Source organism: Pseudomonas abietaniphila (assembly GCF_039697315.1).
GTDB classification, from domain to species: Bacteria; Pseudomonadota; Gammaproteobacteria; order Pseudomonadales; family Pseudomonadaceae; genus Aquipseudomonas; species Aquipseudomonas abietaniphila_B.
The window spans coordinates 1,297,664-1,318,757 of the sequence record NZ_CP155619.1 but is presented as its reverse complement, the minus strand read 5'-3'; the positions used below and the strand labels follow the sequence as shown (position 1 = coordinate 1,318,757).

Below are 21,094 nucleotides of genomic sequence, written 5' to 3'. Positions count from 1 at the left end.
TAATTATAAAAACAATGCATTTAACGCGTAGTTAAGATCAGAGAAGTTGATCTTTGAGGGGCGAAGCGAGTCGCGGGCTCAGGCGACGAGTGCGTCCTGTGCCCGCGACTTCCATTCACGGTGACTCAGTGTCGAGGGCCATCCTGACCCATCGCCAGCAGCTGCTTTTCCTGGTCCCAGTCGAACGGTTCTTCATTCTCCTCGGCCTCGAAGCGGCGCTCTTCCAGCGCGGTGTACAGGTCGATTTCTTCGTCGGGCATGAAATGCAGGCAGTCGCCGCCGAAGTACCAGAGCAGGTCGCGTGGCACCAGATGAGCGATTTGTGGATAACGCTGGATCACCTGACAGAGCAGGTCCTGACCCAGATACTGGCTTTCGATGGGCTCCACCGGCAGCAGCAACATCAGCTCGTCGTAGCGCTCCAGAAACAGCGCATGACTTTCTTCGGGAACCTGTTCGGCTTCACCGAGCGCGACCAGAATGCCGCGCAGGTGCGCCAGCAGGTTGAGAGTGCGGTCGAGATTGGCGTCGGCCATGATGAAGTCCTCAGAGACAAAAACAGGCGCGGGAGTATAGATCCCGGCGGCGGTGACCGATACCCCAATGAGGACTGGTGGTCGACAGGGCTGGACGCGTCTGTCGACCGGACGTCAGATCAATGCCATAAGCCGGCCAGGTAACGGTGCCCGGCTTCGGTCAAGGCGAGGTGAGAAAAGCTGCGGTCGTGACTCGGTTGGCAGGTGATGAAGCCGATGAGTATCAGCGTCTGCAGGGTCTGTGTGGGTTTGCCGCTGTGAAGGTCCTCCCCCGAGGCGATTTCAGCAAGCAGGCAGCGATGAGTCATGCGGTGATCGATCATGATGCGTCCCCTGGTGTTTTCTTGTTGTTACGGGGGAGTGTAGGACAGGTTGCGGGGAAGTGCAGGCTAGAGCGTTGGGCCAGGTGAACATCACTCTCACTTTGTAGGAGCGTGGCTTGTGTCTGGGCCGCATCCGGACGATCTGACGCGCAGCGGCAGTAAAACCGGATGACGCGGTCATCGAGGATACCGCATAGCACGAGTTTTACGACGACTGCGTCGCCGATCGCGGGACAAGCCTCGCTCCTACAATTCGGCCGTTACCGGACCTTGCCTTCCGCTGGTTTCAGTTCTTCCTTATCAAAATCATCCACGTCGATCACTTTCCGACGCGCCGCTTCCGCCGTGCGCAGTTTCTCGGCTTCGGCGGGTTGCAGCACGCCTGCGTTCAACGCCGCATCGATGACATGCTCGCCGCCCGCAGCTTTCACCTGACCGCTCTTGAGCCCGTGATGCAGCTTGCCGTGCAGCGTCTTTGCGCCGGTCAGCAGGTCCGCTGCATGTTGCAACGCTCCCACTGGGTCGCTTTCCGACATCGGGCGATAGCAACCGGCAAGCACTGATTCCAGCGCCGGATCACCCTTGCCACGGCCGAGGATCTCGGCGACTTGAGCATCCAGTGCATCCGACGGACCTTTGTGACGACGACCCAACGGGAACACGATGACCCGCAACAGCGCGCCGAGCACTCGGTTCGGGAAGTTGCTGAGCAGTTCGTCCAGCGCCCGCTCCGATTCACCCAGCGCTTCTTCCATGGACCAGCGAAACAGCGGAACCAGCGACTCTGGATAATCCAGGTCGTGGAAGCGCTTGAGCGCGGCGGACGCCAGGTACAGGTGGCTCAACACATCGCCCAGGCGCGCCGACAGACGCTCGCGTCGTTTCAGCTCGCCGCCCAGCAGCATCATGCTCAAGTCGGCGAGCATCGCGAACGCGGCGGCCTGACGATTCAGGGCGCGGAAATACCCCTGACTCAGGCGATCCCCCGGCATGTGCTCGAAGTGACCGAGGCCCAGGTTGAGTACCAGCGTGCTGGCCGCGTTGCGAACCGCGAAGCCGATGTGTTGCAGCAACAGATCATCGAACTCGACGACGGCGCGCTCCTTGTCCTCACGCCCGGCGAGGGCCATTTCCTTGAGCACGAACGGATGGCAGCGGATCGCGCCCTGGCCGAAGATCATCAGGTTGCGCGACAGGATGTTCGCGCCTTCCACGGTGATGAAGATCGGCGCCCCTTGCCACGAGCGACCCAGGTAATTGTTCGGGCCCATGATGATGCCCTTGCCACCGTGCACGTCCATCGCATGGGTGATGCACTCGCGGCCACGCTCGGTGAGGTGGTATTTGAGGATAGCCGAGAGCACCGACGGCTTTTCCCCGAGGTCCACGGCGTTGGCGGTCAACATGCGCGCACTGTCCATCAGCCACGCATTACCGCCGATGCGCGCCAGTGACTCCTGAATGCCCTCGAACGCGGCGAGCGGCACGTTGAATTGCTCGCGAATCTGCGTGTACTGACCCGTGACCAGACTGGTGTATTTCGCAGCACCCGTGCCCACCGCCGGCAGGGAAATCGAACGGCCTACCGACAGGCAGTTCATCAGCATCATCCAGCCCTTGCCGAGCATGTCCTGACCACCGATCAGGTACTCAAGCGGGATAAACACGTCCTTGCCGGCGTTGGGGCCGTTCATGAAGGCAGCGCCCAGCGGCAGGTGGCGACGGCCGATTTCCACGCCTGGGGTGTCGGTTGGAATCAACGCGAGGCTGATGCCCAGATCCTCTTCTTCGCCCAGCAAATGCTCAGGATCGTACGCCTTGAAGGCCAGGCCGAGCAGGGTCGCGACCGGTCCCAGGGTGATGTAGCGTTTTTCCCAGTTCAGGCGCAGGCCGATGACTTCCTGACCCTCCCACTCGCCTTTGCAGATGATCCCGGTGTCGGGCATCGCGCCTGCGTCCGAACCCGCCAGGGGGCCGGTCAACGCGAAGCAGGGAATGTCATCGCCACGGGCCAGGCGTGGCAGGTAGTGATTGCGCTGTTTATCGGTGCCGTAATGCAACAGCAGTTCGGCAGGACCCAGTGAGTTGGGCACCATGACCGTAGACGCCAAGTCGCCGCTGCGGGTCGCCAGTTTCATCGCGACCTGCGAGTGGGCGTAGGCCGAGAAACCCTTGCCGCCATATTCCTTCGGAATGATCAGAGCGAAGAAACTGTGTTCCTTGATGTGCGCCCAGGCCTCGGGCGGCAGGTCCATGGCCTGACCAATTTCCCAGTCGCTGACCATGGCGCAGAGCTGCTCGGTCGGGCCGTCGAGAAAGGCCTGTTCTTCTTCGGTCAACTGGCTTTTCGGATAGCTCAGCAGGGTGTTCCAGTCAGGCCGGCCGCTGAACAGCTCGCCATCCCACCAGACCGTCCCGGCGTCGATGGCGTCGCGCTCGGTTTCCGACATCGGCGGCAGAACCTTCTGAAACCAGGCGAACATTGGCGCACTGAAATGTTTGCGGCGCAGGTCAGGCAAGGCCAATGGCAGTGCCACGGCCAACCAGAGTGCCCACGGGATGATCATCCAGCCGTGAGCATGACTGAACGCCCCCATCGCCAACAGATACACCGCCACGATGCCCAGGGCAGGGAAGGAGGCGACACGCCGATGGGCCAGCCAGGCCACGCCGATCACCAGAACCACGATCCACAACAACAGCATAAACAGCCCTCCATGAGGATGGCGAACGTGAGCGCCATCGAAAAGGCGGGCAAATCGCTCTGGCCCGCGCATCGATAGTGACCCCACGCTGTCATGGGAGTTCGAGGGCTGGCCGATGCGCGTGAAGTTGTGGCTCGAACACCCGCATCTCGGGGTAGACTGGCGACCCACAGGCATATGCCACTAATCCCGTTGATCAACGACCCGCGAGGTCGCGCACAGGAGAATACGCACCATGTTGAAGATCTGGGGCCGCAAGAATTCGTCCAACGTCCGCAAGGCGTTGTGGGTCGCAGAAGAGTTAGGGCTGGCGTATGAGGCGATCAACGCAGGCGGTGCGTTCGGTCTCAACAATCAGCCTGAGTACCTGGCCAAAAACCCCAACGGTGTGGTGCCGATGATCGAAGACGGCGACTTCGTGCTGTGGGAGTCCAACGCCATCGTCCGTTACCTGGTGGCCCAGTACGCGCCGGACTCGGCCCTTTGCCCGGCCAGCCCTCAAGCGCGCGCCCGGCAAGACAAATGGATGGACTGGACCACGTCGACGTTCGCCGCGCCTTTCAAAACCGTGTTCTGGGGTGTGTTGCGCACACCGGCCGAGCAGCAGGACTGGGCGCAGATCAATGCGGCAAAGGCTGCGGTTGAAGGGCTGTTGCGCATCGTCGACCAGGCACTGGCGGGTCAGCCCTATCTGTCGGGCGAGGCATTCGGAGCGGGCGATATTCCCCTCGGCAGCTTTATCTACGCCTGGTTCGAAATGCCGATTGAACGCATGGACCTGCCCCACCTCAAAGCCTGGTACGAGCGTTTGCAACAGCGTCCGGCCTATCGGACCGCGGTGATGACCGAGCTCACATGAAGCTGACAGCGTTAGATTAATAACTACTATCAATAGACTTCGCTGTACTTGCGCGGCGTCGGCAAGCAACATTGCCGAGTGCGCCGCGTCTGCAACAGTTTGTTTCAGAGGTAGACGTTTTTCGACACCGAGACCGGTGTGGCGATCACGCTTTTGTATTCGGTTATTTCTCCTTTTTCCCTTTTATTGGTGTGTTTTCAGTCATGAGTTCAGCTCTGTCCATCCGGCAGCTAACCAAGACCTACGGCAACGGTTTCCAGGCCCTGAAGGGTATCGATCTGGACGTCGCCGAGGGTGATTTCTTCGCGTTGCTCGGCCCTAACGGTGCCGGCAAATCCACCACCATCGGCATCATCTCCACCCTGGTCAACAAGACCACGGGGACGGTGAACATCTTCGGCAACGACCTTGATCGCAACCCGGCGCAACTCAAGCGCTCGATCGGTGTGGTGCCGCAGGAGTTCAACTTCAACCAGTTCGAAAAGACCTTCGACATCGTGGTGACCCAGGCCGGTTACTACGGCATCCCGCCGAAGATCGCCAAGGAACGCGCCGAGCAGTACCTGACGCAATTGGGACTGTGGGACAAACGCAGCGTGCCGTCGCGTTCGTTGTCGGGCGGCATGAAGCGTCGTCTGATGATTGCCCGCGCACTGATTCATGAGCCGCGCCTGTTGATCCTTGACGAGCCGACGGCGGGCGTCGACATCGAACTGCGTCGTTCGATGTGGACCTTCCTCACCGAGCTGAACCAGAAAGGCATCACCATCATCCTCACCACGCATTACCTGGAAGAGGCTGAGCAGCTGTGCCGCAACATCGGCATCATCGACCACGGCACAATCATCGAAAACACCGGCATGAAGACGCTGCTGAACAAGCTGCACGTCGAGACCTTCCTGCTGGACCTGAAGGACCCGATGCAGACCGCGCCGCAACTGGCCGGATATCCGTCGCGGCTTGTGGACAGCCACACGCTGGAAGTGCAGGTCGATAAAACCATCGGCATCACGGCGCTGTTCGGTCAACTGGCGTTGCAGAACGTTCAGGTGCTGAGCCTGCGCAATAAAACCAACCGCCTCGAGGAGCTGTTCGTGGGTCTGGTCGAAAAAAATCTGTCGAAGGTGGCGGTATGAGTTCGGAGCTGCGCCCCAACCTGGTCGCGATGAACACCATTGTCTATCGCGAAGTCCGTCGCTTCATGCGGATCTGGCCGCAGACGCTTCTGCCGCCAGCGATCACCATGGTCCTGTACTTCGTGATCTTCGGTAACCTCATCGGTCGCCAGATCGGCGACATGGGTGGGTTCACCTACATGCAGTACATCGTGCCGGGCCTGATCATGATGTCAGTGATCACCAACTCCTACGGCAACGTCGTCTCCAGCTTCTTCGGCGCGAAGTTCCAGCGTTCGATCGAAGAGCTGATGGTCTCACCGGTGTCCCCGCACACCATCCTGATCGGTTTTACCCTGGGCGGCATGCTGCGTGGCCTGATGGTGGGCGTCATCGTGACCCTCCTGTCGATGTTCTTCACCGACCTGCAGGTGCACCATTTGGGTGTGACGATTGTGGTGGTCGTGCTGACAGCAACGATTTTCTCGCTGCTGGGGTTCATCAACGCCGTCTTCGCCCGCAACTTCGACGACATCTCAATCATCCCGACCTTCGTGCTGACACCACTGACCTACCTGGGCGGGGTGTTCTACTCAATCAACCTGTTGCCACCGTTCTGGCAGACCGTTTCGCTGGCCAACCCGGTGCTGCACATGGTCAACGCGTTCCGTTTCGGGATTCTGGGTGTGTCCGACATCAAGATCAGCATCGCCCTGACGTTCATGGTCGTAGCGACCATCGTCTTGTACCTGGGCTGTGCGCGGTTGCTGGTGAGTGGTCGCGGGATGCGGCAATAACCCGATCGCTTTACCAGCCAGGCTCGCTCCTGTGGAAGTGAGCCTGGTCTGGGCGGCATCGCGATGAAGCGGCCAGTACATCTGTCCCATTAACGGTGCCAGCCAATCCGCTTTCGCGAGCAAGCTCACTCCCACCGTCGTGTTTCCCCGCGTTTATGCTAGCGACGCTCTGCCTTGCGGCGCTTCCACTGCCGCCCGACCCACCATCGCCAATACGCCATCGTCCCGAAATACCCCGCCACGCCCAGCACCACGCCCGCCACCATTGACCCCAGCAAAAACGGCTGCCACAACGTCGACAGCTGACCGCTGATCCAGTCCCAGCTCATCTCGTCCGGAAAACTGCGCGGCGGCAAACCCATCAGCAGCGCACCAATCTTATAAGTGCAATAGAACACCGGCGGCATCGTCAGCGGGTTGGTCAGCCAGCACAGACTGACCGCAATCGGCAGGTTGGCGCGCACGCGAATGGCCAGCACCGCGGCCAGCAACATCTGCAGGGGCATTGGCATCAACGCAGCAAACAAGCCAATGCCCATGGCCCTCGCAACCGAGTGCCGATTCAGGTGCCAGAGGTTAGGGTCATGCAGCAGGCGGCCAAGAAAGCGTAAGGATTTGTGTTCCCGGATGCTGTTCGGATCGGGCATGTACCGCTTGATCAGGTGGCGTGGCATACGGGATTCCGGGGGCTGGGCGGGAAAACTCGGGCAAGTATGCATGGATAGTGACGGATGGAAATTCAGACATTGTGACAATTAATAAATGCGTGTCCCGGTCAGTGCGCTAAGTCATTGAGGGTGAATTTCAACCGTCGACAAGGAAAGCCTCATGCGCACAGGGATGCTGGCGCTTGCACTGGGACTGCTCGTCCTGCGTTTTTTACCGGCATTACCGCCGGTCTGGTTAATGGTGGCGATGCCTATCGTCGCCCTGATGCTGCTGCCGTTTCGCACGTATCCGGTGGCGTTTTTTCTCTTCGGGGTGACGTGGGGCTGCGTGTCCGCCAAATCCGCGCTCGATGATCGGCTGCCCGAACGCCTCGATGGCCAGACGCTATGGCTGGAAGGCAAGGTCGTCGGTTTGCCACATACCGTTGACGGAGTGGTCCGTTTTCAGCTGCAAGACCCGGTGTCTCGCCGAACACGGCTGCCTGGGCAGCTGCGCATTGCCTGGTACGGCGGGCCTGCCGTGCAAAGCGGCGAACACTGGCGGCTGGCGGTGAAACTCAAGCGCCCTGGCGGCCTGGCCAATCCCGGTGCGTTCGACTATCAGGCGTGGCTCTTGGCGCAGCGTATTGGCGCGACGGGCACCGTGGTGGATGGCCAGTTACTCAGGGCGACAACCCACTCGTGGCGCGACACGATTCGTCAACGCTTGCTGGCCGTCGATGCTCAGGGTCGGCAGGGCGGTTTGTCCGCGCTGGTGCTGGGCGACGACTCAGGGTTGAGTCCAGCCGATTGGCAAGTGTTGCAGGACACCGGCACGGTCCATTTGCTGGTGATTTCCGGCACGCATGTCGGTTTGCTGGCCGGGTTGCTGTATGGGCTGGTGGCCGGGCTGGCGCGATGGGGGCTATGGCCACGCGTGCTGCCCTGGTTACCGTCGGCCTGCGTACTTGCCTTGAGTGGCGCATTGGCCTATGGCTATCTGGCAGGCTTCGAGGTTCCGGTACAGCGAGCCTGCGTCATGCTCGGGCTGGTGTTGCTGTGGCGGTTGCGCTTTCGGCACCTGGGTGCGATCTGGCCGATGCTGATCGCGTTGAATCTGGTGCTGATTGTCGAGCCGTTGATCAGCCTGCGTCCGGGATTTTGGCTGTCGTTCGTGGCCGTCGGCATTCTGATGGTGATCTTTGGCGGACGTCTGGGCGCCTGGCGTTGGCTGCAGAGTTGGTCTCGGGCGCAATGGCTGATCGCCCTCGGGCTCTTGCCGGTCTTGCTGGCTTTGAACCTGCCGGTCAGCGTGAGCGGCCCGTTGGTCAATCTGCTCGCGGTGCCGTGGGTCAGCATTTTTATCCTGCCTCTGGCGCTGTTCGGCACGTTTTTTCTGGCCGTTCCGTGGCTAGGCGAGAGCTTGCTCTGGCTGGCGGGCGGGTCGATGAACGCGCTGTTCGTCGTTCTGGCGATCGCGGCCGAGGCGGCACCGGCATGGACCGGCCCGACGACGCCGTTCTGGGTGTGGCCATTGTGCCTGCTGGGAGCGCTGCTGCTTTTATTACCCAGCGGCGTGCCATTGCGCGCACTGGGTTGGCCCCTGTTGCTGCTCTGCGTGTTTGTCCCGCAGGAGCGCATTCCTTCAGGTGAAGTTGAAGTGCTGCAACTGGACGTCGGCCAAGGGCTTGCGATTCTGTTGCAAACTCGTGAACACACGCTGCTCTACGACGCCGGACCGCGCTTTGGCGAGTTCGACATCGGCGAGCGCGTGGTCTTGCCCGCGATTCGTCGTGCAGGAATAAGGCATCTGGACATGATGCTGCTCAGTCACGCCGACGCCGATCATGCCGGCGGGGCCCCGGCGATTCATCAGGCACTGCCCGTGAGCAGAATCCTGGCGGGCGACGCTGCCCGGATGCCGGCTGAGTTGCCTGTCGAGCCCTGCCGCAACGGTGAAACCTGGGCCTGGGACGAGGTGACGTTTTCCACCTGGATCTGGGAGCAGGCGGCGGAGGGCAATCAGGCATCGTGCGTGCTGAGTGTCGACGCGAAGGGTGAACGCTTGTTGTTGACGGGAGACATCGACGTTCCTGCCGAGCGGGCGATGCTGGAGCAGGGTTTTGATGTGCGTGCCGACTGGTTGCAAGCGCCTCATCACGGGAGCCGGAGTTCATCGTCCAAGGCGCTGCTGCAGGCGGTCTCTCCTAAGGGCGTGCTGATCTCCCGAGGCCGGAACAATGCGTTCGGTCACCCGCATCCGTTGGTGATGTCTCGCTATCGCTGGTTCGGCGTTGAAACCTACGACAGCGCTGAACTGGGTGCTATCACATTGCAATTAGGCAGGTTCGAAGGCGTGGACGCCGAGCGTAGGGAAAGACGCTTCTGGCGTGAGTGAATGGTCGGATATTCATCGACAGGTTCGGCGAGCCGACTGCCCTATGTTAGAGTGGCGCCACTTTTTTTCAGGGGGTGGTCGCTGTGTGGGAGCTGGTCAAATCTGGTGGCTGGATGATGCTACCGATCATTTTGAGTTCCATCGCCGCCGTCGGAATCATCATCGAGCGTCTGTGGACCTTGCGCGCCAGCCGCATTACGCCGCCGCATCTGCTCGGTCAGGTGTGGCGCTGGATTCAGGACAAACAATTGAGCAGCGACAAGCTCAAGGAACTGCGCGCCGACTCCCCGCTGGGTGAGATTCTCGCGGCCGGCCTGGCCAACTCCCGTCACGGTCGCGAGATCATGAAGGAGTGCATTGAGGAAGCCGCCGCCCGGGTGATTCACGAGCTGGAGCGTTACCTCGCCACGCTTGGCACCATCGCCGCCATGGCCCCGCTGCTGGGTCTGCTCGGCACCGTGCTGGGCATGATCGACATCTTCAGTTCGTTCACCAGCACCGGCATGACCGGTAACGCGGGCATGTTGGCCAGTGGTATCGCCAAGGCGCTGATCTGCACGGCGTCCGGCCTGACCGTCGCGATCCCGACCATCTTCTTCCACCGCTACCTGCAAAACCGCGTCGACGAGTTGGTGGTCGGCATGGAACAGGAAGCGATCAAACTGGTGGAAGTGGTGCAAGGCGATCGTGACGTGGATCTGACCGACGCCAAGCCTGACCTCAAGGCTGCCGCACGCGGCGAGGGTCGCAAGAAGTGAAATTCCGCCGCCGCAAGCCTCGGGAGACCATCGACATCAATCTGGTGTCGCTGATCGACGTGGTGTTCATTCTGCTGCTGTTCTTCGTGGTCACCACGACCTTCACCCGTGAAACGCAGATGCGCGTCGACCTGCCTCAGTCGGTCACCGGCGCGTCGGCCGACGATGTCGACAAAAAACACGTCGATATCACGATCAACGCCGAAGGCACCTATTCGGTCAACAACACCTTGTTGGCCGACAGCAAACTGGAAACCCTGATCGACGCCTTGCAGAAGGAATCGGGGGGAGACACCAGCTTGCCGTTGTCCATCAGCGCTGACGGCAAGACGCCCCACCAGTCGGTCATCACCGCGATGGACGCTGCGGGCAAGCTGGGTTTCGCTCACTTGCGCATGACCACTGTCGAGGCCGCCTCGGCTAACTGATGGCACTCACCGATCGCTTGCTTGACGCATGGTACGAAGGCCATCCGGCGCTGACGCTGCTGCGTCCGCTCGAAGCTTTGTACCGCCGCGTCGTCAACAACAAGCGTGCGCGCTTCGTGGCCGGGCAGGGCGACATCTACAAAGCCCCTGTGCCCGTGATCGTGGTGGGCAACATCACGGTCGGCGGCACCGGCAAGACCCCGCTGATTCTCTGGATGATTGATTACTGTCGTCGTCGGGGTCTGCGCGTGGGCGTGGTCAGCCGTGGTTACGGCGCCAGACCGCCGAGCCTTCCGTGGCGTGTTACCGCCCAGCAGTCTGCCGATCAGGCGGGGGACGAGCCTTTGCTGATCGTCAAACGCACCGGCGTGCCGCTGATGATCGACCCCGATCGTTCGCAGGCGGTGCGCGGATTGCTCGCCGAAGAGCCGCTCGACCTGATTCTTTCCGACGATGGCTTGCAGCATTACCGGATGGATCGGGATCTTGAACTGGTGCTGATCGACGCCGCGCGCGGGCTGGGCAATCGCCGTTGCCTGCCGGCCGGTCCCTTGCGTGAACCAGTCGAGCGTCTGGAGAGCGTTGACGCCTTGCTGTACAACGGCGCCAGCGAAGACCGTGACGACGGTTACGCCTTCAGATTGCAGCCCACTGCGCTGGTCAATCTGCTGAGCGGCGAGCATCGCCCCGTGGATTACTTCCCGGCCGGGCAAGCGCTTCACGCGGTGGCGGGTATCGGCAATCCGCAACGTTTCTTCAATACCCTCGAAGGACTACACTGGCGGCCTGTTCCACATGCGTTCGCCGATCACGCCGTGTTCAGTGCACAGGCGCTGGCGTTCACGCCGGTCCTGCCTTTGGTCATGACCGAAAAAGATGCCGTGAAATGCGCAGCCTTCGCGGCCCCCGACTGGTGGTACCTGGTCGTTGAAGCCGTGCCTTCTCCGGCCTTTGTCAGTTGGTTCGATTCGCAGTTAACCCGGCTTTTGCCATGACTCGCTCAGGATTTCTTATGGACACCAAATTGCTCGACATCCTCGCTTGCCCGATCTGCAAAGGTCCGCTCAAGCTCAGCGCCGACAAAACCGAGCTGATCAGCAAGGGTGCCGGCCTGGCTTACCCGATCCGCGACGGCATCCCGGTCATGCTGGAAAGCGAGGCACGCACCCTGACCACTGATGAGCGTCTGGACAAATGACTGCAGCGTTTACCGTTGTTATCCCTGCACGTTACGGTTCGAGCCGTTTTCCCGGTAAACCGCTGAAAACCATCGCTGGCAAGCCCATGATCCAGCACGTCTGGGAGCAGGCGCGCAAAAGCAGCGCGGAGCGTGTGGTGGTGGCCACCGACGATCAACGCATTGTCGACGCCTGTCTGGCGTTCGGCGCTGAAGTGTTGATGACCCGCGACGATCACAATTCGGGCACCGACCGGCTGGCCGAAGTGGCATCGCTGCTCGGGCTCACCAACGACGCCATCGTGGTCAACGTCCAGGGCGACGAGCCGATGATCCCTCCCGCCGTGATCGATCAGGTCGCCGACAACCTCGCCGCGCACACTGAAGCGCGCATGTCGACGCTGGCTGAACCCCTCGACGATGTGACAGCGCTGTTCAATCCGAACGTGGTCAAGGTCTGTTCCGACCTCAATGGCCTGGCGCTGACGTTCAGCCGTGCGCCGCTGCCCTGGGCGCGCGATGCGCTGGCCAGGAGCCGTGACGAACTGCCCGAAGGTGTGCCTTACCGTCGACATATCGGCATCTACGCCTACCGCGCCGGTTTCCTGCATGACTTCGTGAGCTGGGGCCCTTGCTGGCTTGAAAACACTGAAAACCTCGAACAGTTGCGAGCCTTGTGGCATGGCGTGCGGATTCACGTCGCTGATGCAGTGGAAGCGCCGCCCGCCGGCGTCGACACCGCCGAAGACCTGGAACGCGTCAGGCGTTTGCTGGAGGTTTGACGGCCATGGGGTGTAATGCTCAGGTGCTCTTCGGGCAGGTGGTTGCATGAGCCTGCAGATTCAATCCAACGTTTCACTCAAGCCCTTCAACACCTTTGGTGTCGATGTACGGGCTCGACTGTTTGCCGAGGCCCATAACGACAGTGATGTCCGCGAGGCGCTGGCGTACGCGGCGGCGCACAAGGTTGAACTGCTGGTCATCGGCGGCGGCAGCAACCTGCTGTTGAGTAGGGATCTCGACGCGCTGGTGCTGCGCATGGCCAGCCGGGGCATTCGCATCACGCACGAAGACTGCGGTGCTGCGATCGTCGAGGCTGAGGCGGGAGAGCCTTGGCATCCGTTCGTCCAGGAGATGCTGGCGCGCGGTCTGTCGGGCGTGGAAAACCTCAGTCTCATCCCGGGCACGGTGGGTGCTGCGCCGATGCAGAACATCGGCGCGTATGGCGTTGAGCTCAAAGACGTGTTCCACAGCCTGGTGGCGCTGGATCGGGAAAACGGCGAATTGCGCGAGTTTTCCCTGGCGGACTGCGCGTTCGGTTACCGCGACAGCGTGTTCAAGCACCAGACCGGTCGCTGGTTGATTCTTCGGGTGCGCTTCAAGCTGAGTTTCGCCGCCCGATTGCATCTGGATTACGGCCCGGTGCGCCAGCGTCTTCAGGAGCAGGGCATCAACGAGCCGACGCCGATGCATGTCAGCCGGGCGATCTGTGAGATTCGCAGTGAAAAGCTGCCCGACCCTGCCGTGCTGGGCAATGCCGGGAGCTTCTTCAAGAACCCGGTTGTACCTGCTGAGCTGGCTGAGCGTATCAAGCAGACCCATCCGGAGCTTGTGGCGTATCCACAACCTGACGGCCAGGTGAAACTTGCGGCAGGCTGGCTCATCGAGCAGGCAGGCTGGAAAGGCTTTCGTGAAGGCGATGCGGGCGTTCATGCGTTGCAGTCGCTGGTGCTGGTCAACTACGGCTCGGCCACCGGGCGGGAGCTGCTGACGTTGGCGCAGCGGATTCAAGCCGACATCCTCGAACGTTTCGGTGTGACGCTGGAGATGGAGCCTAACCTCTATTGAGGTGTGCTTGCGTCTTCTCTCGTCTCTCTCAAAACCCATTACACTTCAGCCTTTCACGAGGCTGAAGTGATGGCGTGCCCTTTGCATTTCCGATGCGAGACATCTCCCATTCGAGGTTACGCATGAGTGACACTGTGTGCGCCATCGTCCTGGCGGCCGGGCTTGGCAGCCGTTACCGGCAGATCGCCGGGGCCCATCGCAACAAATTGCTGGCGCAATGCAAGGGGCGAGACGGTATAGAGCGCTCGGTGCTGGAGCATGTGCTTGTTGGACTGAGGCCTGTGGTCAACAAGATCGTGCTCCTGACCCGCCCTCATTATTGCAGCGTCGCCGAATTGGGGTTGCTGCATGGCTGTGAGGTTGTGGTGCTGGAGTCCCCAGGCATGGGCGACAGCATTGCCGCCGCCGTGGCGGCGGAGCCTGATCATCGGGGCTGGTTGATTGTTCTTGGGGACATGCCTTTCATCCATGCGGATACCCTCAAGCGGGTGGTCAATTCGCTGGAGGACGATTCTATCAGCGTGCCTGTTCGAGAGGGGGTGTTTGGCCATCCTGTCGGGTTCGGTCGAGGGTTTGGTCCCGCCCTGATGTCGTTAGCGGGAGAGAAGGGTGCCAAGCGGCTGTTCAAGGGCGCCACTGTCATAGAGCTGCCGGTTGAAGATCCCGGCGTCCTTTGGGATGTGGACGTGCCTGCGGCGTTGAATTTCAAATTGTAGAAGGCGCTGGATCAGGGGCTGCAGCCCCATCCCACCTCGATTCGCGCTCATAAAAAAGCCCCGCCTGTTTCGCAACAGGCGGGGCTTTTCATTCACTGAAGATTACGCGAGCGGCTTGGGCTCTTTGCTTTCTTCCAGCTCTCCACCGTGCTCGGTCACCGCTTCCTTCGTGTTGACGTGCTCGTCAACAACCGGGGCAGGACTGGCGACGGCTTCTACAGCAACAGGTGCTGGCGCTGCAACGACTGGCGCTTGTTGTGGCGCAGCGTTTGCGGCCGCTTCAGCTTCCTTCTGCAGGCGTTCAGCTTCCAGGCGACGACGACGAACTTCACGAGGATCGTTCGGCGCGCGGCCGGTGCTGGCCATCGGCAGTGCTGGCTTTTCAGCTGCGACTGGCGCTGGAGCCGGTGCCGGTTCTACAGCCACCGGCGCTGCGACGATTTCCGGAGCCGCCAGTTCAGCCGCTGCAACCACAGGCTCGGCAGCCACTGGCTGCTCGATCACTGGCTTCTCAACCACGGGTTCAGCGGCTTTCGGCGCTTCGACCGGTGCGACAGGCGCTGCAACAGGTGCCTCAACGACCGGTGCCGGAGCAGGCGCTTCGACAACAGCAGGCGCTTCAACCTCAGCCGGGGTTTCGACAGTCTCAGCCTGAGCGGCGGCTTTCACCTGACGCTCGAACGGGCTCAGAGAAGCGTCGAATTGCGCGACTTCAACTTCAGGCATGATCGAACGTTTGGCGGTCGCCGTCGGTGCTTCCACGGCTGGCGCTTCGACGACAGGCGCTTCGGCTTTCTCGACAGGCGCGGCTTCAACAGCGGGTGCTTCGACAGCTGCGGTGGCACGTTCAGCCTGACGGTGAGCGTCGGCTTCGGCCGGGGCGCTGATCACGCTTTCTGCAACGGCGGCGGTGACGGCCAGACCCGCAGCGATTTCAGTGCTGTTGCCTTCGCTGCGAACGGTGTCGTGACCGGCTTCGGCCTGGTGCTCTTCGCTGCCTTCGATCACATCACCGTTGGCGTCACGCTGACGCTCACGACGGTTGCTGCGGCGACGCTGACCACGGGAGCGACGGCGAGGGCGATCGCCTTCGGCGTGTTCCTGGCCGTTTTCGTCCTGCTGCTCTTCGTTGTTCAACAGTGCTTCGTCTTCAACCGCTGCTGCGGCCTGCTCGGCACGTGGTTGACGCTCTTCACGCGGCGCACGAGGCTGACGCTCTTCGCGCGGTGCGCGCTCAGGGCGTTCTTCGCGGGGCACGTTGACAGCCGGTGCGGCATCCAGCGGCTCACGCAGTTCACGGACGCGCTCTTCGCGTGGCTTGCGATCTTCACGCTGAGCACGAGGCTGACGCTCTTCACGCGGCGCGCGTGCAGGACGCTCTTCACGTGGGGTTGCGGTTTCGTCGCGGGTCTCACGTGGCTCGCGCGGTGCGCGCTCTTCACGTGGAGCACGTTCCTCACGCGGAGCGCGCTCTTCCCGTGGCGCGCGTTCTTCACGCTCGGCACGCGGCGCACGTTCTTCGCGCGGCTTGCGCTCTTCGTCGCGGCGACCATTACGGCTGCGGCTCTGCTGACGACCGTTGCGACGCTCTTCGTTGCGGGCCGGACGCTCGGCAGCCGGTTTTTCAACCACTGCGGCCGGCGCGACGGGCTCTTCCTTGGTGGCGAACAGGCTGACCAGGGACTTCACCAGGCCTTTGAACAGGCTTGGCTCATGAGCGACCGGAGCAGGGGCGGCTACCGGTGCTGCGACTTCGGTCGGGACCGGAGCGTTGGCGCGAGCCGGTGCGGTCTTGACTGCGGCTTCCTGGCGAACCAGGGTGCGGGTCGCTGCCGCGGGCTGGACTTCTTCCACTTCGGCGGCGGCCGCAGCGATTTCGTAGCTGGACTGCAGGCTGTGGGCTTCCGGGCTGTCATCACGCAGGCGCTGAACTTCGAAGTGCGGCGTTTCGAGATGATCGTTCGGCAGAATGATGATGCGTGCACGGGTGCGCAGTTCGATCTTGGTGATCGAGTTGCGTTTTTCGTTGAGCAGGAACGCAGCGACCGGGATCGGCACCTGAGCGCGGACTTCGGCGGTACGGTCTTTCAGGGCTTCTTCTTCGATCAGGCGCAGGATTGCCAGCGACAGGGATTCGACGTCACGGATGATGCCGGTGCCGTTGCAACGCGGGCAGACGATGCCGCTGCTTTCGCCCAGCGATGGGCGCAGGCGCTGACGGGACATTTCCAGCAGGCCGAAGCGCGAGATGCGACCGACCTGAACGCGGGCGCGGTCGGCTTCCAGGCTTTCGCGGACTTTTTCTTCCACGGCGCGCTGGTTCTTGGCCGGTGTCATGTCGATGAAGTCGATGACGATCAGGCCGCCGATGTCGCGCAGACGCAGTTGACGGGCGATTTCTTCAGCCGCTTCAAGGTTGGTCTGCAGGGCGGTTTCTTCGATGTCGCTGCCTTTGGTGGCGCGCGCCGAGTTGATGTCGATGGACACCAGGGCTTCGGTCGGATCGATGACGATGGAGCCACCGGAAGGCAGTTCGACGACGCGCTGGAAAGCGGTTTCGATCTGGCTTTCGATCTGGAAACGGTTGAACAGCGGAACGCTGTCTTCGTACAGCTTGATCTTGCTGGCGTACTGCGGCATCACCTGGCGGATGAAGGTCAGGGCTTCTTCCTGGGCTTCAACGCTGTCGATCAGGACTTCACCGATGTCCTGGCGCAGGTAGTCGCGGATCGCACGAATGATGACGTTGCTTTCCTGGTAGATCAGGAATGGCGCGGCACGATCCAGGGACGCTTCCTTGATGGCGGTCCACAGTTGCAGCAGGTAGTCGAGGTCCCACTGCATTTCTTCGCTGCTGCGGCCAAGGCCAGCAGTGCGCACGATCAAGCCCATGTCGGCAGGGGCGATCAAACCGTTCAGCGCTTCGCGCAGTTCGTTGCGCTCTTCGCCTTCGATGCGGCGGGAAATGCCACCGGCACGCGGGTTGTTCGGCATCAGCACCAGGTAACGGCCGGCCAGGCTGATGAAGGTGGTCAGGGCAGCGCCCTTGTTGCCACGCTCTTCTTTCTCGACCTGAACGATGACTTCCTGGCCTTCGCTCAGGACGTCCTTGATGTTGACGCGACCTTCCGGTGACTTCTTGAAGTATTCGCGGGAGATTTCTTTCAGCGGCAGAAAGCCGTGACGCTCAGAGCCGAAGTCGACAAACGCGGCTTCAAGGCTGGGTTCGATGCGCGTGATCCGGCCTTTATAGATGTTGGCCTTCTTCTGTTCGCGGGCCCCGGATTCGATGTCCAGGTCGTATAGGCGCTGGCCGTCTACCAGCGCAACACGCAACTCTTCAGGTTGAGTCGCGTTAATCAGCATTCTTTTCATGTAGTACCGTCGGTTTCCGGGCTGCCGGAAACGGCGTTCGGCACACACGACTTCTCACGGTCGGTGTCAGGGCGCGTCAGGAGTGCTTGGACACTCCAGTGTCTAGCGATATTCGGCCAGCGGGGCCGTAGTCGCGACGACGTTTCCTGCTTGCTGTGGTGACAAATGACACCCTGTCAGCAAAAGCTTGGTCAGGAGGAGGAATCAACCATCGGTAGCGGACGATATGAAGCGTCTTGAATAAAGCCTTTTGCTACACAGTCCGACGGTTGTGCGTCTCCACCCCACACGTATCCCTGATAATTCGGGTGCTGCCGCGCGCTGAATCCGCAGCGGGTTTGCATTTACGCGATCTTCGATGGGAAGTTCACGCGTCATGGCTCAAATTAAGGCTTCGGTTTCCGAAGCATTCGCCCGGTTTGTCTGCCAGCGACTGCACTTTGTGAACTGGCCTTGAACATGGGCCTCGATGGCGAGTGACTCACTCTGCGATCGGGCTTGTTTCAGGCCTCATGTCACCTGCGCTCGTTACGCTTGCTGACGCTCCGTTGTCACCGAAAGCCCCGTAGGGCGGCCTCGCGCCCTCGTGAATTGCGTTGGGCAGGGCCGGCTGTCATACCGTTTGTCCGCTGTCCAGGCCGCTTTTGGCGGCGTTCGCGACTATAGCAGCAATCATTAAGTGCTTCAAATCCATAAAAAATTGTTATGATTTGCGCCATGACGAATATCACCCCCCCAACCCCCGGCGTTCAGCTGGTAGAGGTTGCGCCGGAACTTGCCGGTCAACGCATCGATAATTTTCTGATCACGTACCTCAAGGGCGTTCCCAAGACCTTGATTTACCGCATATTGCGCAAAGGCGAAGTGCGAGTGAACAAAGGCCGGATCAAGCCCGAGTACAAGCTTCAGGCAGGCGACATTGTGCGCGTTCCACCCGTTCGGGTGCCTGAACGTGACGAACCTGTGCCCGTCGCACAGGGTCTGTTGCAGCGCCTGGAAGCGGCAATCGTTTACGAAGACAAAGGCCTCATTGTCCTGAACAAACCCGCTGGCATCGCGGTTCACGGCGGCAGCGGTCTGAGTTTCGGCGTCATAGAAGCCTTTCGTCAGTTGCGTCCCGACGCCAAGGAGCTGGAACTGGTCCATCGCCTGGACCGGGACACGTCGGGTCTGCTCATGATCGCCAAGAAACGCAGCATGTTGCGTCACTTGCACGAGCAGTTGCGTGGTGACGGCGTCGACAAGCGGTACATGGCATTGGTCCGTGGAAACTGGGCGACGTCTCAGAAGCAGGTTCGTGCCCCCTTGCTCAAGAGCAACCTGCGCTCGGGCGAGCGCATGGTCGAGGTGAATGAAGAAGGCAAAGAGGCGCTGACGCTGTTCAAGGTGCTGCGCCGTTTCGGTGACTTCGCGACGATGGTGGAGGCGCGCCCGATCACCGGTCGTACGCACCAGATTCGCGTACACGCCTTGCATGCTGGCCATTGCATCGCCGGTGACAGCAAATATGGCGATGAGGACTTCTCTCGCGAAATTCGTGATCTGGGCGGCAAGCGTCTGTTCCTGCATGCTTATGCACTCACCGTACCGCTGCCGGATGGTGGCGAGCTGAAAGTGGAAGCGCCCGTGGATGAAATGTGGGCCAAGACCGTGGAGCGTTTACTGAGTGCGCCGTGATTACGAGCTGCTGATTTTTGACTGGGACGGCACGCTGTCCGACTCCATCGGTCGTATTGTCGAGGCCATGCGGACCGCCGCCGAGTTGTCCGGCCGTCCTGTGCGAGACGACCTGGCGATCAAGGGCATTATCGGCCTGGGGTTGCCTGAGGCGATTCGTACGTTGTACCCCGACATCACGGCCAATGACCTGATCGATTTTCGTCAGCGCTACGCAGACAGTTACATGGCGATGGATGTCGAGCCCTCAAAGTTGTTCGAGGGCGTGCATGAGTCGCTGGAGGCGTTCCGTTCCGAGGGTTACCGCCTGGCGGTAGCAACCGGAAAGGCCCGTCGCGGCCTGGATCGCGTGCTCAAGGCTCATGGCTGGCTGGATTACTTCGATGCGACGCGCGCTGCCGACGAGACAGCCAGCAAACCCGATCCTCTGATGCTCAACGAAATCCTGCAGCATTGCGGTGTTCGGCCTGAAAAGGCGCTGATGATCGGCGATGCGTCGTTCGATCTGCTGATGGCGCGTAACGCCGGCATGGATTCCGTGGCCGTAGGGTATGGCGCGCAGGCGCTGGATTCGTTGCGTCAATATGAGCCGCGTCTGGCGATCGAGCATTTTTCCGAATTGCGTGCCTGGTTGGGTGCGCGGACTGCCGAATCTTCGTTGTTGGGGTAATTGATCTATGTCGGATGAATGGAAAGCACCGTCTTCGCAGGATGACGGCGAGCGCAAGGCCGATGCAAAAAGCTGGCAGCTGCTGGAAAAGACCTTGCTGGCCAGCGTTCAGGAGCAGCGTCGCGCCCGTCGCTGGGGCATTTTTTTCAAATCCCTGACGTTTCTTTATCTGTTCGTGATGCTGGTGATGTTTTCGCCGCTGATGGATTTTGAGAAAGGAGCGTCGCGCAAGGCCAGTCACACTGCCTTGATCGAAGTGAAGGGCATGATCGCCGACACTGAAGCGGCCAGCGCGGACAACATCGTTGGCAGCCTGCGGTCGGCTTTCGAGGATGAAAAAACCAAAGGCGTGATCCTGCGCATCAACAGTCCGGGTGGCAGCCCGGTTCAGTCGGGCTACATCTACGACGAGATTCGTCGTCTGCGCGCGCAGAAGCCGAACATCAAGGTCTATGCGGTCATTACCGACCTCGGGGCTTCGGGCGCTTATTACATTGCCAGCGCTGCTGATCAGATCTACGCCGACAAGGCGAGCCTGGTGGGTTCCATTGGTGTCACGGCGGCCGGCTTCGGTTTTGTCGGCACGATGGAGAAGCTGGGCGTGGATCGCCGTACGTACACTTCGGGTGAGCACAAGGCCTTCCTCGATCCGTTTCAGCCACCCAAGCCTGACGAGACTGCTTTTTGGCAGGGTGTGCTGGACACGACGCACAAGCAGTTTATTGCCAGTGTGAAAGCAGGGCGCGGTGACCGCTTGAAGGACAAGGACCATCCAGAGCTGTTTTCCGGTCTGGTGTGGACAGGCGAACAGGCTCTCGCTCTGGGCCTCGTGGACGGCCTGGGCAGCGCCAGTTATGTGGCGCGTGAGGTAATCGGCGAGAAGGACATGGTCGACTACACCGTGCAGGAGTCGCCGTTCGATCGCTTCTCGAAGAAGCTGGGTTCGAGCGTGGCCGAGCAGATCGCAATGTGGGCCGGATTCAACGGTCCTTCACTGCGCTAAGCGCTCCTGAGCACAGAAAACCCGGCCATTGGTCGGGTTTTTTTTATCGCGCAAAATGCGTT

At 61.0% G+C, this 21,094-nt stretch carries 19 protein-coding genes; 14 read left to right on the top strand and 5 right to left on the bottom strand.

All coding sequences use genetic code 11. The features are described from left to right. Positions 1 to 125: 125 nt before the first annotated feature. The 3 genes from ABDX87_RS05830 to ABDX87_RS05820 form a co-directional block, all read right to left on the bottom strand. Positions 126 to 536: a PA2817 family protein gene (locus ABDX87_RS05830; RefSeq protein WP_074757713.1), complete on the bottom strand. Its 411-nt coding sequence runs from the start codon at positions 534 to 536 to the stop codon at positions 126 to 128. A 119-nt stretch (positions 537 to 655) separates the two neighbouring features. Then, a complete protein-coding gene (locus ABDX87_RS05825) occupies positions 656 to 859 on the bottom strand; it encodes a hypothetical protein (RefSeq protein WP_346832018.1) in 204 nt (67 codons plus the stop codon). 260 nt (positions 860 to 1,119) lie between these two features. Then, the gene (locus tag ABDX87_RS05820; protein WP_346832017.1) at positions 1,120 to 3,564 is read right to left on the bottom strand and encodes an acyl-CoA dehydrogenase; all 2,445 of its coding nucleotides are present in this window, start codon (positions 3,562 to 3,564) and stop codon (positions 1,120 to 1,122) included. Positions 3,565 to 3,799: 235 nt separating this feature from the next. On the opposite strand from ABDX87_RS05820, the gene ABDX87_RS05815 reads away from it, so the two are divergent. From ABDX87_RS05815 to ABDX87_RS05805, 3 genes are all read left to right on the top strand, one after another. Next, entirely contained in the window at positions 3,800 to 4,423 is a 624-nt protein-coding gene (locus ABDX87_RS05815) for a glutathione S-transferase family protein (protein WP_346832016.1), read from the top strand. Positions 4,424 to 4,626: 203 nt separating this feature from the next. Next, positions 4,627 to 5,559: an ABC transporter ATP-binding protein gene (locus ABDX87_RS05810; protein WP_346832015.1), complete on the top strand. Its 933-nt coding sequence runs from the start codon at positions 4,627 to 4,629 to the stop codon at positions 5,557 to 5,559. Continuing rightward, positions 5,556 to 6,335: an ABC transporter permease gene (locus ABDX87_RS05805; protein ID WP_346832014.1), complete on the top strand. Its 780-nt coding sequence runs from the start codon at positions 5,556 to 5,558 to the stop codon at positions 6,333 to 6,335. The genes ABDX87_RS05810 and ABDX87_RS05805 overlap by 4 nt, the downstream gene beginning before the upstream one ends. 158 nt (positions 6,336 to 6,493) lie before the next feature. On the opposite strand, the gene ABDX87_RS05800 is transcribed toward ABDX87_RS05805, so the two are convergent. Then, positions 6,494 to 7,009: a DUF2062 domain-containing protein gene (locus ABDX87_RS05800; protein WP_346832013.1), complete on the bottom strand. Its 516-nt coding sequence runs from the start codon at positions 7,007 to 7,009 to the stop codon at positions 6,494 to 6,496. A gap of 154 nt (positions 7,010 to 7,163) precedes the next feature. On the opposite strand from ABDX87_RS05800, the gene ABDX87_RS05795 reads away from it, so the two are divergent. The 8 genes from ABDX87_RS05795 to ABDX87_RS05760 all read left to right on the top strand — a co-directional run bounded on the left by ABDX87_RS05795 (position 7,164) and on the right by ABDX87_RS05760 (position 14,307). Then, entirely contained in the window at positions 7,164 to 9,380 is a 2,217-nt protein-coding gene (locus ABDX87_RS05795) for a DNA internalization-related competence protein ComEC/Rec2 (RefSeq protein ID WP_346832012.1), read from the top strand. Positions 9,381 to 9,463: 83 nt separating this feature from the next. Then, the gene (locus ABDX87_RS05790; protein WP_074757729.1) at positions 9,464 to 10,138 is read left to right on the top strand and encodes a MotA/TolQ/ExbB proton channel family protein; all 675 of its coding nucleotides are present in this window, start codon (positions 9,464 to 9,466) and stop codon (positions 10,136 to 10,138) included. Next, the gene (locus ABDX87_RS05785) at positions 10,135 to 10,566 is read left to right on the top strand and encodes an ExbD/TolR family protein (protein ID WP_346832011.1); all 432 of its coding nucleotides are present in this window, start codon (positions 10,135 to 10,137) and stop codon (positions 10,564 to 10,566) included. The genes ABDX87_RS05790 and ABDX87_RS05785 overlap by 4 nt, the downstream gene beginning before the upstream one ends. After that, positions 10,566 to 11,561: a tetraacyldisaccharide 4'-kinase gene (lpxK, locus tag ABDX87_RS05780; protein ID WP_346832010.1), complete on the top strand. Its 996-nt coding sequence runs from the start codon at positions 10,566 to 10,568 to the stop codon at positions 11,559 to 11,561. Before ABDX87_RS05785 ends, lpxK begins: the two co-directional genes overlap by 1 nt. Positions 11,562 to 11,578: 17 nt before the next feature. Next, entirely contained in the window at positions 11,579 to 11,764 is a 186-nt protein-coding gene (locus ABDX87_RS05775; RefSeq protein ID WP_003174668.1) for a Trm112 family protein, read from the top strand. Beyond that, positions 11,761 to 12,525, top strand: coding sequence for a 3-deoxy-manno-octulosonate cytidylyltransferase (kdsB, locus tag ABDX87_RS05770; RefSeq protein WP_346832009.1), 765 nt, complete (start codon positions 11,761 to 11,763; stop codon positions 12,523 to 12,525). The genes ABDX87_RS05775 and kdsB overlap by 4 nt, the downstream gene beginning before the upstream one ends. A 46-nt stretch (positions 12,526 to 12,571) precedes the next feature. Continuing rightward, positions 12,572 to 13,591: a UDP-N-acetylmuramate dehydrogenase gene (murB, locus tag ABDX87_RS05765; RefSeq protein WP_346832008.1), complete on the top strand. Its 1,020-nt coding sequence runs from the start codon at positions 12,572 to 12,574 to the stop codon at positions 13,589 to 13,591. A gap of 122 nt (positions 13,592 to 13,713) precedes the next feature. Next, positions 13,714 to 14,307 carry a nucleotidyltransferase family protein gene (locus ABDX87_RS05760; RefSeq protein ID WP_346832007.1) on the top strand — a complete coding sequence of 198 codons (594 nt, stop codon included), beginning with the start codon at positions 13,714 to 13,716 and terminating at the stop codon, positions 14,305 to 14,307. 102 nt (positions 14,308 to 14,409) lie between these two features. Here the strand turns inward: ABDX87_RS05760 and rne are convergent, their stop codons facing one another. After that, positions 14,410 to 17,682 (bottom strand): ribonuclease E, encoded by a 3,273-nt coding sequence (gene rne / locus ABDX87_RS05755; RefSeq protein WP_346832006.1) that lies wholly within the window; start codon positions 17,680 to 17,682, stop codon positions 14,410 to 14,412. A gap of 717 nt (positions 17,683 to 18,399) precedes the next feature. On the opposite strand from rne, the gene rluC reads away from it, so the two are divergent. Genes rluC through sppA form a run of 3 tightly spaced genes read left to right on the top strand, consistent with a single transcriptional unit; the run spans position 18,400 to position 21,032 of the window. Then, complete coding sequence (rluC, locus tag ABDX87_RS05750) at positions 18,400 to 19,359, top strand: 23S rRNA pseudouridine(955/2504/2580) synthase RluC (RefSeq protein WP_346832005.1); 960 nt, start codon at positions 18,400 to 18,402, stop codon at positions 19,357 to 19,359. Then, positions 19,349 to 20,029: an HAD-IA family hydrolase gene (locus tag ABDX87_RS05745; protein WP_346832004.1), complete on the top strand. Its 681-nt coding sequence runs from the start codon at positions 19,349 to 19,351 to the stop codon at positions 20,027 to 20,029. The genes rluC and ABDX87_RS05745 overlap by 11 nt, the downstream gene beginning before the upstream one ends. 7 nt (positions 20,030 to 20,036) lie before the next feature. Beyond that, entirely contained in the window at positions 20,037 to 21,032 is a 996-nt protein-coding gene (gene sppA, locus ABDX87_RS05740) for a signal peptide peptidase SppA (protein WP_346832003.1), read from the top strand. The last annotated feature ends 62 nt before the right edge of the window (positions 21,033 to 21,094 follow it).

What these genes read in the sequence shown, in the direction of transcription:
- ABDX87_RS05820 (WP_346832017.1), bottom strand. Translation starts at nt 3,564, where the DNA reads ATGCTGTTGTTGTGGATCGTGGTTCTGGTGATCGGCGTGGCCTGGCTG.
- rne (WP_346832006.1), bottom strand. Translation starts at nt 17,682, where the DNA reads ATGAAAAGAATGCTGATTAACGCGACTCAACCTGAAGAGTTGCGTGTT.
- ABDX87_RS05825 (WP_346832018.1), bottom strand. Translation starts at nt 859, where the DNA reads ATGATCGATCACCGCATGACTCATCGCTGCCTGCTTGCTGAAATCGCC.
- lpxK (WP_346832010.1), top strand. Translation starts at nt 10,566, where the DNA reads ATGGCACTCACCGATCGCTTGCTTGACGCATGGTACGAAGGCCATCCG.
- murB (WP_346832008.1), top strand. Translation starts at nt 12,572, where the DNA reads ATGAGCCTGCAGATTCAATCCAACGTTTCACTCAAGCCCTTCAACACC.
- ABDX87_RS05795 (WP_346832012.1), top strand. Translation starts at nt 7,164, where the DNA reads ATGCGCACAGGGATGCTGGCGCTTGCACTGGGACTGCTCGTCCTGCGT.
- ABDX87_RS05815 (WP_346832016.1), top strand. Translation starts at nt 3,800, where the DNA reads ATGTTGAAGATCTGGGGCCGCAAGAATTCGTCCAACGTCCGCAAGGCG.
- ABDX87_RS05830 (WP_074757713.1), bottom strand. Translation starts at nt 536, where the DNA reads ATGGCCGACGCCAATCTCGACCGCACTCTCAACCTGCTGGCGCACCTG.
- sppA (WP_346832003.1), top strand. Translation starts at nt 20,037, where the DNA reads ATGTCGGATGAATGGAAAGCACCGTCTTCGCAGGATGACGGCGAGCGC.
- ABDX87_RS05800 (WP_346832013.1), bottom strand. Translation starts at nt 7,009, where the DNA reads ATGCCACGCCACCTGATCAAGCGGTACATGCCCGATCCGAACAGCATC.
- ABDX87_RS05760 (WP_346832007.1), top strand. Translation starts at nt 13,714, where the DNA reads ATGAGTGACACTGTGTGCGCCATCGTCCTGGCGGCCGGGCTTGGCAGC.
- ABDX87_RS05805 (WP_346832014.1), top strand. Translation starts at nt 5,556, where the DNA reads ATGAGTTCGGAGCTGCGCCCCAACCTGGTCGCGATGAACACCATTGTC.
- ABDX87_RS05775 (WP_003174668.1), top strand. Translation starts at nt 11,579, where the DNA reads ATGGACACCAAATTGCTCGACATCCTCGCTTGCCCGATCTGCAAAGGT.
- rluC (WP_346832005.1), top strand. Translation starts at nt 18,400, where the DNA reads ATGACGAATATCACCCCCCCAACCCCCGGCGTTCAGCTGGTAGAGGTT.
- kdsB (WP_346832009.1), top strand. Translation starts at nt 11,761, where the DNA reads ATGACTGCAGCGTTTACCGTTGTTATCCCTGCACGTTACGGTTCGAGC.
- ABDX87_RS05810 (WP_346832015.1), top strand. Translation starts at nt 4,627, where the DNA reads ATGAGTTCAGCTCTGTCCATCCGGCAGCTAACCAAGACCTACGGCAAC.